Raw genomic sequence first — 14,765 nt, 5'->3', positions numbered from 1 at the left:
CCCGTGCCAGCCACCGTGGTGCCTGCTTCGCGGGCACGCCCGCTCCCACAGGGATCGCATTAGATCCGCGCCGTTCCTACAAGCATGCGGCCATGTGCTATCGTTGCGCCGATATCGGAAAGGACCTTAAGAGATTTCCCACATGAACGTGGCCGCAAGGCGAGTGACGAGCTGTGTGCTTTCGCTATTGCTGGCCGCCCTGTTCCTTTCCGCAGGCCCGGCCCAGGCAGACCCCGCCATAACTGCCGCCCAGGCGCAGCAACGTGCCAAGGCCGTTACCCAGGTGGTGCTGGGCATCTTCAGCTACGCCCGCTGGCCCGTCGAACCTTCGCCCTTGCGCCTGTGCCTGGTCGGCCCGACCGAATACGCCGATGACCTGATCAAAGGCCATGTGCAGGAGTCTGGCCGACCGCTGCAGGTGCGGCGGCTGCTGGCAGACGATAGCCAGGTCGCCCAGGCCTGCGACGCCATCTACATTGGCAAACTCGACCAGGGCCAGCGCGACCGGCTGTTCGAGCGCGTCAGTGGCCACCCGGTGCTGAGCATCAGCGAGGCAGACGACCCGTGCACGGTCGGTAGCCTGTTCTGCTTGCGGGTCAGCGACCAGCAGGTAGCCTTTGAAGTCAACCTGGACTCGGTGGCACGCTCCGGCGTGCACATTCATCCCAGCGTGCTGCAATTGTCGCGGCGCCGGGCGGTGCAACCATGAAACCAACGCGCAAGCGCGGCGTGCGCCCGACCCTGCGCTCGGTGTTGGGCCGTGGCCACCTCAGCGTCGCCTTGCTCGCCGTGGGCCTTGCCGGCATATCCCTGACCCTGCTGGGCGTGCTCGCCCTGCGTGTCTACGCCAACGACAACCTGCACCTGATCGCCCGCTCGATCAGCTACACCGTGGAAGCGGCGGTGGTGTTTGACGACAGCGCTGCCGCCAATGAATCGCTGGCGCTGATCGCCAGTACCGAGGAAGTGGCCGAAGCCAGGGTCTTCAACAACGAAGGCGAGCAGCTGGCGCATTGGCAGCGCAGTGATACCGGCGTGCTCGCGCGGCTGGAGGCACAGGTGGCCACCGCCTTGCTGGATGAGCCGATCAACCTGCCGATCACGCACCAGCAACAGCAGGTCGGGCGCATCGAGCTGGTTGGCCAGGGGCGAAGCCTGTTGCTGTTCTTGTTCAGCGGGCTGGCCGGCATCCTGTTCTGCACGGTGCTCAGCGCCCTGGCTGCCCAATACCTGTCGCGGCGTCTGCTCAGCGATATCGTCCGCCCGCTGCGCGGCCTGGCCAGTGTCGCCCACGCCGCCCGCCGCGAGCGCAGTTTCGACCGGCGCGTGCCGGAGGCGCCGATTGCCGAGCTCAACGAACTGGGCAATGACTTCAACGCGCTGCTGGATGAGCTGGAGGTATGGCACAGCCACCTGCAGAACGAAAACCAGACCCTGGCCCACCAGGCCAGCCACGACAGCCTGACCGGCTTGCCCAACCGCGCCTTCTTCGAGGGGCGCCTGAGCCGCAGCGTGCGCAATGCCGAACGGCAGCAGGATCACCTGGCGCTGCTGTTCCTCGACAGTGACCACTTCAAGCAGATCAACGACACCCTCGGCCATGCGGTGGGCGACGAAGTGCTGATCAGCGTGGCCGACCGCGTGCGTGCCCAACTGCGCGAGCACGACTTGGTAGCGCGCCTGGGTGGCGATGAGTTCGCCGTGCTGCTGACGCCTTTGCATTCGCGCCAGGACGCCGAGCACATTGCCGAGAAGATCGTTGCCAGCATGAAGTTGCCGGTGCAGCTGGACAGTGGCCGCAGTATCGCCACCTCGTTGAGTGTCGGTATTGCCTATTACCCGGATGACGGCGCCGACCCCGCCAGTCTTCTGAATGCCGCCGATGCGGCGATGTACCAGGCCAAGCGCAAACGCCGTGGCCATTGGCAGGTGGCGCAGACGGAACGGTCCGCCAGCGAAATCAAGAACAGGAGTTGAACCCGTGATACAGGCTTTGCGTTTCCCCCTTTGGGCCTTGTTGCTCGCCGTGCTGGCGCTGACCGGCTGCCAGAGCGCTCCGCCCAAAGGCCTGTCCGCCGAGCAGATTGCCGTGCTCAAGCGTGAAGGCTTTACCCCGACCGACGAAGGCTGGGCCTACGATTTGTCCGGCAAGGTGCTGTTCGGCAGCGACCTGGACAGCCTCAACAGCCAGAGCCAGGCGATTGTCGAACGCATTGGCAAGGCGCTGCTCGGCGTTGGCATCCAGGGGGTGCGGGTGGATGGGCATGCCGACTCGTCCGGCAAGGCGGCATATAACCAGCAGCTGTCCGAGCGCCGCGCACAGAGCGTTGCCAAGGCGCTGGTCGGGGTAGGCATGCCGGCGCAGAACATCCAGTCCCGCGGACTGGGCAGCAGCCAGCCGGTGGCGAACAACCGCACCAGCGCCGGGCGCACCGAGAACCGGCGGGTGTCCATTGTGGTGGCTTCGTACTGACCACAGCCTACGGGCTATCAGATATCCCTGTGGAGCGGGTTCACCCGCGAACACCGGCGAAGCCGGTGCCATGCACCGAGTTGTCTGCTTCGCGGGTAAACCCGCTCCCACATTATCTGTGTTACCCCCGGGGTTTTAGCGCAGATGCACAAATTGCCGGGGCTGCTCTGCAGCCCTTTCGCGACACAAGGCCGCTCCCACAGGTACAGCGACAACCTCTAGATCAACGCTGCATCCGTGGGAGCTGGCTTGCCGGCGATGGGCTGCAACGCAGCCCCTTATTCCTGAGCAAACCGCATCTCCCGGGTCTCCCCCATCAACAACGGCGCATTCGCCTCGGTCACCCCCCGGATGTAGTCCCACAACAGCGTAATCCGCTTCAACTTCCTCAAATCCTCCCGGCAATACATCCAGAACTGCCGTGTCACCTCGATCTCCTCCGGCAACACCGTCACCAGCCGCGGGTCCTGCGCCGCCAGGAAGCACGGCAAGATCGCCAGCCCACGCCCCTGCAACGCTGCCGTGTACTGCGCAATCACGCTGGTACTGCGTAAATGCGCGCTGGCGCTGGGGATCAGGTTGGCCAGGTACAGCAGCTCCGAACTGAACGCCAGGTCGTCCACGTAGCTGATGAACGGGTGCTTGGCCAAGTCTGCGATCTGGTTGATCGGTGCATGGCGGTCCAGGTAGTCCTGGGTCGCGTACAGCCGCAAGCGGTAGTCGCACAGCTTGCAGCACACATAAGGCCCATGCTCCGGCCGCTCCAGGGCGATGACGATGTCCGCCTCGCGCTTGGACAGACTGATGAAGTGCGGCAGCGGCAGGATATCCACCGAAATCGCCGGGTAGGCATCGACGAAGTGGCTTAGCTGCGGGGTGACGAAGAAGCTGCCGAAGCCTTCGGTGCAGCCCATGCGCACATGCCCCGACAACGCCACGCCCGACCCGGATACCTGCTCGCAGGCCATGTGCAGCGTGCTCTCGATCGACTCGGCATAGCCCAGCAAGCGCTGGCCCTCGGCGGTGAGGACAAAGCCGTTGGTCCGGGATTTCTCGAACAGCAAGGTGCCCAGCGCCCCCTCCAGCGAGCTGATGCGCCGCGACACAGTGGTGTAGTCCACGCTCAGGCGTTTGGCGGCGCTGCTGGCCTTGCGCGTACGCGCCACTTCAAGGAAGAACTTCAGGTCGTCCCAGTTGAGCGCGCTCAGGGATGTAAGGTCTTTTTGCATGATGATCCGGTTTTTTTGTGCGTTCTTGTTGGATGTTTGCACATCTATACTCGAAACAAGCCTCAGGACGCCACCTCGCGTTTGCACGGCGCTGGCGATCTCGTCCCGACAATAATTCCAAGGAGAACGCAGATGAACGCACCGCAATCCCCTAACCAGACCAAAATCGAGCAGGTCAAGCTGCTGATCGACGGCCAATGGGTCGAGTCCAAGACCACCGAATGGCGCGACATCGTCAACCCGGCTACCCAAGAGGTGCTGGCGCGCGTACCGTTCGCCACCGTCGAAGAAGTCGACGCAGCCGTCGCCGCTGCCCACCGCGCCTTCCAGACCTGGCGTAACACGCCGATCGGCGCGCGCATGCGCATCATGCTCAAGCTGCAGGCGCTGATCCGCGAAAACACCAAACGCATCGCCCAGGTCCTCAGTGCCGAGCAGGGCAAGACCCTGGCCGACGCCGAAGGCGATATCTTCCGCGGCCTGGAAGTGGTCGAGCACGCCGCCTCCATCGGCACCCTGCAGATGGGCGAATTCGCCGAGAACGTTGCCGGCGGCGTCGATACCTACACCCTGCGCCAGCCGATCGGCGTATGCGCTGGCATCACCCCGTTCAACTTCCCGGCGATGATCCCGCTGTGGATGTTCCCCATGGCCATCGTCTGCGGCAACACCTTCGTGCTCAAGCCGTCCGAGCAGGACCCGCTGTCGACCATGCTGCTGGTTGAACTGGCGCTGGAAGCCGGCATACCGGCTGGCGTGCTCAACGTGGTGCACGGCGGCAAGCAAGTGGTGGATGCCATTTGCACCCACCAGGACATCAAGGCGATTTCCTTCGTCGGCTCCACTGAAGTGGGCACCCACGTGTACAACCTGGGCAGCCAGCACGGCAAGCGCGTGCAGTCGATGATGGGCGCCAAGAACCACGCGGTGGTGCTGCCTGATGCCAACCGCACGCAAACCGTCAACGCGCTGGTCGGTGCCGCCTTCGGTGCAGCAGGCCAGCGCTGCATGGCCACCTCGGTGGCTGTGTTGGTGGGCAAGGCCCGTGAATGGCTGCCGGACATCAAGGAAGCGGCCAGCAAGCTCAAGGTCAATGCCGGCTGCGAGCCAGGCACCGATGTCGGCCCTGTGGTCTCCAAACGCGCCAAGGAGCGTGTGCTGGGTCTGATCGAAAGTGGCATCAAGGAAGGCGCCAAGCTGGAACTCGACGGCCGTGACGTCACGGTACCGGGCTACGAGCAAGGCAACTTCATTGGCCCGACCCTGTTTTCGGGCGTGAAGACCGACATGCAGGTCTACACCCAGGAAATCTTCGGCCCGGTGCTGGTGACCCTGGAGGTCGATACCCTTGATGAGGCCATCGCCCTGGTCAATGCCAACCCGTTCGGTAACGGTACCGGCCTGTTCACCCAGAGTGGCGCGGCAGCGCGCAAGTTCCAGAGCGAAATCGACGTCGGCCAGGTCGGCATCAACATCCCGATCCCGGTCCCGGTACCGTTCTTCAGCTTCACCGGCTCGCGTGGCTCCAAGCTCGGCGACCTCGGCCCGTACGGCAAGCAAGTGGTGCAGTTCTACACTCAGACCAAGACCGTCACCGCCCGCTGGTTCGATGATGACAGCGTCAACGACGGCGTGAACACCACCATCAGCCTGCGCTAAGGAGAGAGTCATGCGTATCGCATTCATCGGCCTGGGCAACATGGGCGCACCCATGGCCCGCAACCTGATCAAGGCCGGGCACCAACTGAACCTGTTCGACCTGAACAAGGCCGTGCTGGCCGAGCTGGCAGAACTGGGTGGGCAGATCAGCCCTTCGCCCAAGGACGCGGCGGCCAACAGCGAGCTGGTGATCACCATGCTGCCGGCTGCCACCCATGTGCGCAGCGTGTACCTGAACGAAGACGGCGTGCTGGCCGGCATTCGCCCCGGCACGCCGACCGTGGATTGCAGCACCATCGACCCGCAGACGGCGCGTGATGTGTCCAAGGCCGCAGCGGCCAAGGGCGTGGACATGGGCGATGCGCCGGTGTCCGGTGGCACCGGCGGCGCGGCGGCAGGCACCCTGACCTTCATGGTCGGTGCCAGCGCCGAGCTGTTCGCCACCCTCAAGCCGGTACTGGAGCAGATGGGCCGCAACATCGTGCACTGCGGTGAAGTGGGCACAGGGCAGATCGCCAAGATCTGCAACAACCTGCTGCTGGGCATCTCGATGATAGGCGTGTCCGAGGCCATGGCCCTGGGCAATGCGCTGGGCATCGACACCAAGGTGCTGGCCGGCATCATCAACAGTTCGACCGGGCGTTGCTGGAGCTCGGACACCTACAACCCGTGGCCGGGCATCATCGAAACCGCGCCGGCATCGCGTGGCTATACCGGTGGCTTTGGCGCCGAGCTGATGCTCAAGGACCTAGGGCTGGCCACCGAGGCTGCACGCCAGGCGCATCAACCGGTGATCCTGGGTGCCGTGGCCCAGCAGCTGTATCAGGCCATGAGCCTGCGCGGCGAGGGTGGCAAGGACTTCTCGGCGATCGTCGAGGGTTACCGCAAGAAGGATTGACGAGCGAGGACTTTATCGCGGGCCGGGCGGCCTTCCCTCTGTAACTGCGCACCAGAGGGGAGGGGGCCCGTACTGCGATGTTTTTTGAGCATTATTTAGGCAAGGGGGGTAAGTAATACATGAAAACTCCCAAACCAAAAAATGCGATAGTCAATATCAAAAGCGAGGAGCCTATGAAGATTAGGAGGGTCTTGATTTTTGAAGGTAGATTATTTATTTCCTTGATGTCAATGAGGTTTTTTCGTGCATAGATTTTAGGAATGAGTAGTATGAATGATATGTTCGTTAGTCGAAAGAATTTTCCCATCAGGCCAGCATGTAGCCAGAGTTTTTTTCGCCGGTTATTGCATTGCAATTTAATAAAAACCCTTCAATGTAATCAATTTTGCGATGAGCGATATATATTGTTAATGCCAGGTTCAAGAAAAGTAAAGTTGTGACTGTCATGCTGTAGACTAAAAAAATCCAGTGCATGATTGTCATTTTGCTACTGCCTCGTATAGAAGTTCCCCAGCCCAGGCGCCTGCTTCATTCCCAAATTTTCCGCCTGCCATTCCCCCCCACTGTACCGCCGAATATCCCACAAGCGAGTGCTCCGGTTCCACCTGTCGCTACGCCAAACACCACGCTGCAAGCAGCACCAAGAATAAGCTTGCCACTGGCTGCCCCAGCAGTAGTACCCAACAAGCCCAAGGTTAATGAACTAACCTCGACATACTGCGCCTTTTTGCATTCCTCCTCGCGTCCGAGCGTACAGGCTTTATGTATCTCCAGGCCCGTGGCAGCGACGTCTAAGGATGGTCTGAAGTAGCCCCTGTTTTCCGGCTACTTCGCCATCGACACTTTCAAAAAACGGTAGCCGCTCAAATCCCGGTCAAACCTGCCGTCTATTTCAGCCTTTTTTGCCGCTGCAAGCACCTCGCAGCAGTCACTTCACTCTTCACGGACGCACCTCTCCTGCATTGGAGAGCAAATGTCGACGCGCCATCCAAATGTTCGACAGGGCGAACAGCGTCACCATCTGAGCAGTGTTTTTCACCAAGCCTCGGAAGCGCACTTTCGTATAACCAAACTGGCGCTTGATCACCCGAAATGGATGCTCAACCTTGGAGCGAACCTGGGCCTTGGCTCTTTCGATCTTACGTATCGCTTTGTATAACGCGCTGCGGTTACCGTGCTTTTTGTAAGTGCTGCGCCGGGCTGCAATCTGCCAGATGACTTGGCGCCCCTCATGCTCTTCACGCTTCTCTACACCGGTATAGCCCGCATCAGCGCAGACCACGTTCTCACCACCGTGCAGCAGTTTGTCGACTTGGGTTACGTCCGCGACGTTGGCCGCAGTGACCACCACGCTGTGCACAAGCCCGGACTCATCGTCGACACCAATGTGAGCTTTGGCACCGAAGTAATACTGGTTGCCCTTCTTGGTCTGATGCATTTCCGGGTCGCGTTTGCCGTCCTTGTTCTTGGTCGAACTGGGCGCATGAATCAGAGTGGCATCGACGATGGTGCCTTGTCGCAGTGACAAGCCACGGTCGCCCAAATAGCCATTGATCACGCCGAGAATACCGGTGGCCAACTCATGCTTTTCCAGCAGGCGACGGAAGTTGAGGATGGTGGTTTCATCCGGGATTCGCTCCAGGCTCAGACCGGAAAACTGGCGCAGGATCGTCGTCTCGTACAGCGCCTCTTCCATCGCCGGATCGCTGTAACCGAACCAGTTCTGCATTAGATGAATCCGCAGCATCGCCATCAGCGGATAGGCTGGACGGCCCCCTTCGCCCTTTGGGTAATGAGGTTTGATCAGAGCAATCAAACCCTCCCAGGGTACGACCCGATCCATCTCTATCAGGAACAGCTCCTTGCGGGTCTGCTTGCGCTTACCGGCGTACTCGGCATCGGCGAAGGTCATTTGTTTCATCATCGAAAAGCTCGGCGATTGGTGTCCGGGGATTTTGCCAAATCAGGAAGTCTTTTTCAGGATTTCCCTAATGCAATCCCTACATACGTTCCTTTCTTGATCAAATTAGCAGCCGTCGCCACGCCTGAGACTTTGTTGGCATATCCTGCAATCTCGCCGGTATGCAAATAACTCTTTGTGGATATCCCCAGCGTCCTTTTGATCGAGCCTTTGTTCCTTATCCCGGAACCGTAAGCCGCCAGCTTGTTCAGCTGCTCATCCAACTTCATGAACAAGACGGCACGCTTTGCATAGCACTGATCGCGAGCCGCCATGGCCCCTGACCCGAGATGCTGTTGATGCAGCTTCTCGATATCCATCAAGGTGGCCTCGATAGCTTTCAGGTGCTTGCTCCACCCTTCACTGACTACACCAGCGCCCACAGATGCATGCGCGATGAGGCTCTTCAAGGTCTCGAAATTATCCAGGGAAAAGTTATCCACACCTTGGCCGTTGCGCATCAGCCCCATGTGCGCAATCGTCGCCTGTCTCATCATCCAGGCTTCCTGGCTGGTGCAGGAAGCCGTGGTGGGATCGCCGATGATGATAAGTTCACCGCTACGGACCACAGTATTGGCGATGTGCGAATTCAGCACGTCAAACTTTTCCAGGGAATAACCGGTCAGCGCCAGGTCGGATTTCAGCCTATGATAGTTTTGCAGCTTGAGATTGAGAAACGCCCGGGCTTCAGACATAGGCTTGTCCTCACGCGTATTTTTTGTCGCCGATCCGGTCCCAGCCGCTGGCGATATTGCCGCCACCGGCGCCATCAATGCGCCGCTGCTGGGTATAGGTGGTCTTGATCCGGCCGTAGTTGAGCTGCACTACTTCAAGCGGTACGCCGGTGTCCACGCTCTGCGAATACTCGGCGATGATCACTTCCTCGAGGATAATTTCGTAGTACTTGAGTTTGTCACCACCCGCGCGGCAGAGTGCCAGTTTCACTTCCTTGAGGTGCTGCCCGGTGCAACTGGCTTCCATCAGTTTGCAACTGGCACTGTCGAGGTATTTGGTGAAAGTGAAGTTGGTGACAGAGGTACGGCCGGAAGTGGCTCCGCCAGTAGAACTTGCAGTGGCAGATGTGCTTTGGCTGACGCCGAAATCGTAGCCAAGCACTTCAATCCATTTGCTGTATTGCTTGTCCAGTGCTTCGCCTGGAATGTTGTCGATCTGAATGTAGGCGTCGAAAGCCATGTTTTCTTCTCCCTGGCAATTGAATCAATTGGGTATTGCTGCCCGGTGACCCGGCTGATTTGCAGAGCCTAGGCCTGCGATGAGTCGGGGGCAATACTTCAGGGGATGAAGAGGTGCAGTTCAGAAATGGACTACAAATGAAGGGGGAAAGCTGAATTCATATGTCAAAAAATGTAACTGTTACCCTTGCAATAGGATGATGTTTATTCAACTCCTGGTTGCCTTATTCATCATGTTTAATTGCGAACAGAGTCATGTGGGAATTTTCACTCATCCGTACGGCAAGCAAGTGGTGCAGTTTTACACTCAGACCAAGACCGTCACCGCCCGCTGGTTCGATGACGACAGCGTCAACGACGGTGTGAACACCACCATCAGCCTGCGTTAAGCCATCGGCCTGCGTTAAGGAGTACGTCATGCGTATCGCATTCATCGGCCTGGGCAACATGGGGGCACCCAGGGCCCGCAACCTGATCAAGGCCGGGCACCAACTGAACCTGTTCGACTTGAACAAGGCCGTGCTGGCCGGCATACGCCCCGGCACGCCGACCGTGAATTGCAGCACCATCGACCCGCAGACTGCGCGTGATGTGTCCAAGGCCGCAGCGGCCAAGGGCGTGGACATGGGCGATGCGCCGGCATCGCGTGGCTATACCGGTGGCTTTGGCGCCGAGCTGATGCTCAAGGACCTGGGGCTGGCCACCGAGGCTGCACGCCAGGCGCATCAACCGGTGATCCTGGGGGCCGTGGCCCAGCAGCTGTACCAGGCCATGAGCCTGCGCGGCGAGGGTGGCAAGGACTTCTCGGCGATCGTCGAGGGTTACCGCAAGAAGGATTGACGAGCGTGTACTTCGTCGCGGGCCAGGCGGCCTTCCCTCTGTAACTGCGCACCAGAGGGAAGGGCGTCTGATCCGCGATTTTTTTTGCTGCCGGGCGCTCAGATTTTTCCCACGTATTTTGATGAGTTTACTGACTTTGCGCAGGCAACAACATCTTCAACCCAAGATGTCAATTTGCTACGGTTTCCAGATAGGGAAACCTGAGCCATCTTTATGTTCAAGATAATAGAGTCAATCAAAGCCGCTCGCTACAAGCGAATAGTCAGGTCTCACGGGGGTAAGATTGCTGCCGGGCCTTCAACATTCAGTAAGTATGCCAGTGCTGATCTAGAGGGATATGTTCAACTAGGTCATATAAAAATTCGTTCTTCCCAAGTCGGAATTGGTGCTTACACCTATATAAGAAGTGGTACCCATCTTTCATTTGTATCTTCCATAGGTCGATTCTGCTCCATTGGCTCTGATTGTGTCATTGGTCAAGAGAAACACACACACCCATCCTCCTGGGTAAGTACCCATCCATTTCAGTATGAAGATGGAGGAAATCTGGAGTATCGAGCTGAAGAAGCGCTTGCCCAGATAGGCCACGACGTATGGATTGGCGCCGGAGCCACTGTCCTTGCAGGCGTGAAGGTCGGGACCGGAGCCATTATCGCGACCAAGGCTTTGGTGTCGCGTGATGTGCCGCCGTATGCGATCGTGGGTGGGAATCCGGCCAAAGTCATCAAGTATCGACATGCTGAAGATATCATTGTCAGGCTCATGGACAGCGAGTGGTGGGATTTGGATACCGCTACCTTGAGAGAGCTGAATTTGGCAGACCCGAAAAAGTTCCTGAGGTCTATCGAAAGTCGTACCTCACGAGACAAAGTAAACTACAGAGTCGTTTGTCTTTCTCAGAAGGGTGTAAAACTCTTGAAGAGTGACCGCTCGTAGTCGAGCGGAGATGTGCCAAAGGCTACTATCATACTTGCGGCAGGATACTATTCGTCTCGCGCACTCATTGGTCATCATGCCTGAACCTGAGCGGCGTCATGGTCATGTGGGATTTTTTGCGCATCCCACATGACCGGCAAAGTCCGCTTATGAATCAGGCAAAGACAAAGTACTTGCGCACGGTCTCGACCACTTCCCAGGTGCCTTTCATCCCCGGTTCGATCACGAACACATCACCCGCTTTCAGGTGCTTCGGCTCTTCGCCTTCCGGGGTGATGATGCAGTAGCCATCGAGGAAGTGGCAGAACTCCCACTTCTCGTAGTTGACCTCGAACTTGCCCGGAGTGCAGATCCAGGTGCCCATGATCTTGCTGCCGTCGGCCGACAGGTAGGCGTTGAGGTTGACGGTGTGCGGATCGCCGCCGATGCGCTTCCACTTGGTGGCGTCCACGACCGGCGTCGGGCAGGTTTCGCGCAGGACGGTGATGAAATCGGACATGGCACAACTCCTGGTGACTGGCTGAATGACTCGTCACCATAGGGCCATCGGCCGAGCCGCAGTTGCCTGGGCTCGACGTCCAGCTGTCTGGTCGCGCTATGCCAGGCGGTTGACCTCGACGGTGATGTGCGCCAGTTCTTCGTGTACGCCCAGGGCCTGGCGCACGCTGTCGGCGCTGAGTTCGGCCCAGGCGGCCAGGCCGAGAATGCAGGCGTACTGGTCTTTGCCCACGCGCCACACGTGCAGGTCGGTGATGCTGGCCGGCACCGGCAGTTGCGCGACCACCGCGCGGATTTCTTCCACTACCGGCGCGTCCATCTCCGCATCCAGCAGCACCCGCCCGGTATCGCGCAGCAGCCCGCGGGCCCACAGCGCCACCAGCAGCGCACCGACCAGGCCCATGACCGGGTCGAGCCACCCGGCGCCCCAGTACTTGCCGGCCAGCAGGGCAACGATAGCCAGCACCGAGGTGGCGGCGTCGGCCATCACGTGCAGGTAGGCCGAGCGCAGGTTCAGGTCGTGGTGACGGTGGCCATGGTCATGGTCATGGTGATGGTCGTGGCCATGGTGGTGATGATCGTGATCGTGATGGTGATGGTCGTCACGCAGCAGCCAGGCGCAGATCAGGTTGACGGCCAGGCCCACGGCGGCGATGAAGATCGCCTCGTCATAATGGATCGGCCCCGGTGCCAGCAGGCGCTGCACCGACTGGAACGCCATCAACCCGGCCACGCCCAGCAACAGCAGGGCGCTGGAGTAGCCGCCGAGAATCTCGATCTTCCAGGTGCCGAAGGCAAAGCGCCGGTCGCCGGCATAACGCCGCGCGGCGGCATAGGCCAGCAGCGACAGGCCCAGGGCCAGGGCGTGGGAGCTCATGTGCCAGCCGTCGGCCAGCAACGCCATGGAATTGAAGAACCAGCCCCCGGTAATTTCCGCCACCATCATCACTGCGGTCAGCCACACGGCCAGGCGCGTCTTGCGCTCGGCGCTCAGGTTGCTGGTATGGAACTGGTGGCTGTGCTGCCAGCGGTCTGAGGTTTGTGTCGCCATGGTTTATCATGCTCCCGGAACGTCGAGAAATATACTATACCCCAGTATACCTAGCATGGTGTGAAACCCAATGGCACATACCCTGAAGAGCAAGAAGCAGCTGCTGACCCGGGTGCGCAAGATCAAAGGCCAGGCCGCCGCCCTGGAGACAGCGCTGGAGCAGGACAAGGACTGCCTGGCGATACTGCAACAGATCGCCGCCGTGCGCGGTGCGGTGAACGGGCTGATGGCCGAAGTGATGGAAGGGCATATCCGCGAACACCTGGTGGCGGACGGGCTGAGTGCCGAGGAGCGGCAGGACGAGGCGGACAAGGTGGCGACGTTGCTGCGGTCGTACCTCAAGTGAATTAGGTGGGTAGGCACGCCCCAGCAATTTGTGCACCACTGCTGGAGTCCTGGGGCCGCTCTGCGGCCCTTTCGCGATACAAGGCCGCTCCTACAGGGGCCTCTATACCCCCAAGGGGTATGATTACGCCCACCAATACCGCACAAAGTGGAAGAACACCGGCGCGGCAAAGCACACCGAATCCATGCGGTCGAGCATGCCGCCGTGGCCTTCGATCATGTGCCCCCAGTCCTTCACCCCACGGTCGCGCTTGATCGCCGACATCACCAGCCCGCCGAAGAAGCCCATGGCGTTCACCGCCAACGCCATCAGCGCGGCCTGCCAGAAGGTGAACGGGGTGATCCAGCACACCAGGGCGCCGATCAGGGTGGCCAGCGCCACGCCGCCGGCCAGGCCTTCGACGGTCTTGGATGGTGACAGGTTGGGCGCTACCTTGTGCTTGCCGAACAGCTTGCCACACACGTACTGCAGCACGTCGCTGATCTGCACCACCAGGATCAGCCAGGCAATCAGCAGCAGGTTGCGGCCCTCGTAACCCGGGATGTCCAGGGTCATCAATGCCGGCACCGACGACACGCAGTACACCGCGATCATCAGCCCCCATTGCACCTTCGAGGCGCGCTCGAGAAAGCGCGTGGTGTCGCCGCCGAAGCTGGCCAGGATCGGCAGCAACAGGAACAGGTACACCGGGATGAAGATGCTGAACAACCCGTACCAGTCCATGGCGATCAGCACGTATTGCACCGGCAGCGCCACATAGAACGCCGCCACCAGCGCCGGGTAGTCGCTGCGCCGGGTCGGGGTGAGCGTCATGAACTCGCGCAAGGCATAGAACGACACGCCGTAGAACAGCACGATCACGCCGTACTTGCCGAACAGGAAGGCGATGCCGATCACCAGCACCATCACCCACCAGGCGTTGATGCGGGCGTTGAGGTTGTCGATCACCGCGTGCGGTGCCGGGCCGGCGCGCCATTTGAGCAGGCGGCCGATCACGCTGGCGAGCAGCAGCAGGGCGCCGATGCCGGCAAACAGGGAAAGGGTGTTGTCGTCCATCTCAGGCATCCTTGGGGGCCAGGTTCAGCAAGGCCCGGCTGGCCCGCTCGAGAAAGGCTTGCTTGCTTTCATCCGCCTGCAGGTGCAGCGGCTCGCCAAAGCTCAATGTGCACAACAACGGCAACGGCAGGGCGCGACCTTTGGGCATCACCCGGTTGAGATTGGCGATCCATACCGGCACCAGTTCGACTTCGGGGTTGGCTGCTGCCAAGTGGTACAGCCCGCTCCTGAACGGCATCAGCGGCTCGTCGCCGAGATTGCGAGTGCCCTCCGGGAAAAAGATCAGCGAGTCGCCCTGGGCCACTGCTTCGAGGATCGGCTGCAACGGGCTGCCCTGGCCGGCGCTGTGTTGCCGGTTGATCAGCACACCGTTGAACACCTTGCGGATAAGAAAATCGCGAATACCCGGCTTGGCCCAGTAATCGGCACCGGCTACCGGACGGGTACGCTTGCGCAGCGGCTGCGGCAGCGAGGCCCACAGCAGCACGAAATCACCATGGCTGCTGTGGTTGGCGAAATACAGGCGCTGCACCGGCAGCGGCGTGCAGCCCAGCCACAGGGCGCGGGCACCGGTGATCAGGCGGGCGGCGGAAGTGATGAGGTAGGCGGTCAGGTTGGCGAGCATG

General features: G+C 60.3%; 15 protein-coding genes and 2 pseudogenes. 9 read left to right on the top strand and 8 right to left on the bottom strand.

From position 1 onward, the window contains the following. The first annotated feature begins 142 nt into the window (after nt 1-142). Genes NY023_RS23650 through NY023_RS23640 form a run of 3 tightly spaced genes read left to right on the top strand, consistent with a single transcriptional unit; the run spans nt 143 to nt 2,473 of the window. Nucleotides 143-709 (top strand): YfiR family protein, encoded by a 567-nt coding sequence (locus NY023_RS23650; RefSeq protein ID WP_024087750.1) that lies wholly within the window; start codon nt 143-145, stop codon nt 707-709. Further along, nucleotides 706-1,977, top strand: coding sequence for a diguanylate cyclase domain-containing protein (locus NY023_RS23645; protein WP_013974248.1), 1,272 nt, complete (start codon nt 706-708; stop codon nt 1,975-1,977). Before NY023_RS23650 ends, NY023_RS23645 begins: the two co-directional genes overlap by 4 nt. A 4-nt stretch (nt 1,978-1,981) precedes the next feature. After that, the gene (locus NY023_RS23640; protein ID WP_023661427.1) at nt 1,982-2,473 is read left to right on the top strand and encodes an OmpA family protein; all 492 of its coding nucleotides are present in this window, start codon (nt 1,982-1,984) and stop codon (nt 2,471-2,473) included. A 278-nt stretch (nt 2,474-2,751) separates the two neighbouring features. Here NY023_RS23640 and NY023_RS23635 read toward each other — a convergent pair whose 3' ends face one another. Continuing rightward, on the bottom strand, nt 2,752-3,702 hold the full coding sequence (locus tag NY023_RS23635) for a LysR family transcriptional regulator (RefSeq protein ID WP_013974246.1): 951 nt from the start codon (nt 3,700-3,702) through the stop codon (nt 2,752-2,754). Between the two features lie 132 nt (nt 3,703-3,834). Between NY023_RS23635 and NY023_RS23630 the strand changes: the two genes are divergently transcribed. Both NY023_RS23630 and mmsB read left to right on the top strand, forming a co-directional pair. Continuing rightward, nucleotides 3,835-5,361, top strand: a complete 1,527-nt coding sequence (locus NY023_RS23630) for a CoA-acylating methylmalonate-semialdehyde dehydrogenase (protein ID WP_013974245.1) — start codon at nt 3,835-3,837, stop codon at nt 5,359-5,361. 10 nt (nt 5,362-5,371) lie between these two features. Beyond that, nucleotides 5,372-6,259, top strand: a complete 888-nt coding sequence (gene mmsB, locus NY023_RS23625) for a 3-hydroxyisobutyrate dehydrogenase (RefSeq protein WP_013974244.1) — start codon at nt 5,372-5,374, stop codon at nt 6,257-6,259. Between the two features lie 940 nt (nt 6,260-7,199). Here the strand turns inward: mmsB and NY023_RS23620 are convergent. From NY023_RS23620 to NY023_RS23610, 3 genes and pseudogenes are all read right to left on the bottom strand, one after another. Next, entirely contained in the window at nt 7,200-8,180 is a 981-nt protein-coding gene (locus tag NY023_RS23620) for an IS5-like element ISPa26 family transposase (RefSeq protein ID WP_024086516.1), read from the bottom strand. Between the two features lie 68 nt (nt 8,181-8,248). Continuing rightward, nucleotides 8,249-8,914: pseudogene (locus NY023_RS23615) on the bottom strand (hypothetical protein); the annotation flags it as partial. A 10-nt stretch (nt 8,915-8,924) separates the two neighbouring features. Next, nucleotides 8,925-9,413 carry an Hcp family type VI secretion system effector gene (locus tag NY023_RS23610; protein ID WP_013974242.1) on the bottom strand — a complete coding sequence of 163 codons (489 nt, stop codon included), beginning with the start codon at nt 9,411-9,413 and terminating at the stop codon, nt 8,925-8,927. A gap of 274 nt (nt 9,414-9,687) precedes the next feature. Here NY023_RS23610 and NY023_RS23605 point away from each other — a divergent pair. From NY023_RS23605 to NY023_RS23595, 3 genes and pseudogenes are all read left to right on the top strand, one after another. Continuing rightward, a pseudogene (locus NY023_RS23605) lies at nt 9,688-9,801 on the top strand (methylmalonate-semialdehyde dehydrogenase); the annotation flags it as partial. A 28-nt stretch (nt 9,802-9,829) separates the two neighbouring features. Then, nucleotides 9,830-10,252 (top strand): NAD(P)-binding domain-containing protein, encoded by a 423-nt coding sequence (locus tag NY023_RS23600; protein WP_013974240.1) that lies wholly within the window; start codon nt 9,830-9,832, stop codon nt 10,250-10,252. A 213-nt stretch (nt 10,253-10,465) separates the two neighbouring features. Then, nucleotides 10,466-11,188: a CatB-related O-acetyltransferase gene (locus NY023_RS23595; RefSeq protein ID WP_038410149.1), complete on the top strand. Its 723-nt coding sequence runs from the start codon at nt 10,466-10,468 to the stop codon at nt 11,186-11,188. 154 nt (nt 11,189-11,342) lie between these two features. Here the strand turns inward: NY023_RS23595 and NY023_RS23590 are convergent, their stop codons facing one another. Together NY023_RS23590 and dmeF are read right to left on the bottom strand one after the other, a co-directional pair. After that, nucleotides 11,343-11,687 carry a cupin domain-containing protein gene (locus tag NY023_RS23590; protein WP_003258412.1) on the bottom strand — a complete coding sequence of 115 codons (345 nt, stop codon included), beginning with the start codon at nt 11,685-11,687 and terminating at the stop codon, nt 11,343-11,345. A 96-nt stretch (nt 11,688-11,783) separates the two neighbouring features. Further along, nucleotides 11,784-12,737 (bottom strand): CDF family Co(II)/Ni(II) efflux transporter DmeF, encoded by a 954-nt coding sequence (gene dmeF / locus NY023_RS23585; RefSeq protein WP_013974239.1) that lies wholly within the window; start codon nt 12,735-12,737, stop codon nt 11,784-11,786. 70 nt (nt 12,738-12,807) lie between these two features. On the opposite strand from dmeF, the gene NY023_RS23580 reads away from it, so the two are divergent. After that, complete coding sequence (locus tag NY023_RS23580) at nt 12,808-13,083, top strand: metal/formaldehyde-sensitive transcriptional repressor (RefSeq protein ID WP_003258414.1); 276 nt, start codon at nt 12,808-12,810, stop codon at nt 13,081-13,083. Nucleotides 13,084-13,206: 123 nt separating this feature from the next. Here the strand turns inward: NY023_RS23580 and NY023_RS23575 are convergent, their stop codons facing one another. Then, nucleotides 13,207-14,139, bottom strand: coding sequence for a phosphatidate cytidylyltransferase (locus tag NY023_RS23575; RefSeq protein WP_013974238.1), 933 nt, complete (start codon nt 14,137-14,139; stop codon nt 13,207-13,209). Between the two features lies 1 nt (nt 14,140). Further along, on the bottom strand, nt 14,141-14,764 hold the full coding sequence (locus NY023_RS23570) for a lysophospholipid acyltransferase family protein (protein WP_013974237.1): 624 nt from the start codon (nt 14,762-14,764) through the stop codon (nt 14,141-14,143). Nucleotide 14,765: the final 1 nt, after the last annotated feature.

The organism is Pseudomonas sp. NBB, from assembly GCF_032701105.1.
Classification (GTDB): domain Bacteria; phylum Pseudomonadota; class Gammaproteobacteria; order Pseudomonadales; family Pseudomonadaceae; genus Aquipseudomonas; species Aquipseudomonas asiatica.
The sequence above is the reverse complement of the archived record's forward strand: the minus strand, read 5'-3'. Positions and strand labels throughout refer to the sequence as shown.

What these genes read in the sequence shown, in the direction of transcription:
- NY023_RS23650 (WP_024087750.1), top strand. Translation starts at nt 143, where the DNA reads ATGAACGTGGCCGCAAGGCGAGTGACGAGCTGTGTGCTTTCGCTATTG.
- NY023_RS23645 (WP_013974248.1), top strand. Translation starts at nt 706, where the DNA reads ATGAAACCAACGCGCAAGCGCGGCGTGCGCCCGACCCTGCGCTCGGTG.
- NY023_RS23635 (WP_013974246.1), bottom strand. Translation starts at nt 3,702, where the DNA reads ATGCAAAAAGACCTTACATCCCTGAGCGCGCTCAACTGGGACGACCTG.
- NY023_RS23630 (WP_013974245.1), top strand. Translation starts at nt 3,835, where the DNA reads ATGAACGCACCGCAATCCCCTAACCAGACCAAAATCGAGCAGGTCAAG.
- mmsB (WP_013974244.1), top strand. Translation starts at nt 5,372, where the DNA reads ATGCGTATCGCATTCATCGGCCTGGGCAACATGGGCGCACCCATGGCC.
- NY023_RS23620 (WP_024086516.1), bottom strand. Translation starts at nt 8,180, where the DNA reads ATGAAACAAATGACCTTCGCCGATGCCGAGTACGCCGGTAAGCGCAAG.
- NY023_RS23610 (WP_013974242.1), bottom strand. Translation starts at nt 9,413, where the DNA reads ATGGCTTTCGACGCCTACATTCAGATCGACAACATTCCAGGCGAAGCA.
- NY023_RS23600 (WP_013974240.1), top strand. Translation starts at nt 9,830, where the DNA reads ATGCGTATCGCATTCATCGGCCTGGGCAACATGGGGGCACCCAGGGCC.
- NY023_RS23595 (WP_038410149.1), top strand. Translation starts at nt 10,466, where the DNA reads ATGTTCAAGATAATAGAGTCAATCAAAGCCGCTCGCTACAAGCGAATA.
- NY023_RS23590 (WP_003258412.1), bottom strand. Translation starts at nt 11,687, where the DNA reads ATGTCCGATTTCATCACCGTCCTGCGCGAAACCTGCCCGACGCCGGTC.
- dmeF (WP_013974239.1), bottom strand. Translation starts at nt 12,737, where the DNA reads ATGGCGACACAAACCTCAGACCGCTGGCAGCACAGCCACCAGTTCCAT.
- NY023_RS23580 (WP_003258414.1), top strand. Translation starts at nt 12,808, where the DNA reads ATGGCACATACCCTGAAGAGCAAGAAGCAGCTGCTGACCCGGGTGCGC.
- NY023_RS23575 (WP_013974238.1), bottom strand. Translation starts at nt 14,139, where the DNA reads ATGGACGACAACACCCTTTCCCTGTTTGCCGGCATCGGCGCCCTGCTG.
- NY023_RS23570 (WP_013974237.1), bottom strand. Translation starts at nt 14,764, where the DNA reads ATGCTCGCCAACCTGACCGCCTACCTCATCACTTCCGCCGCCCGCCTG.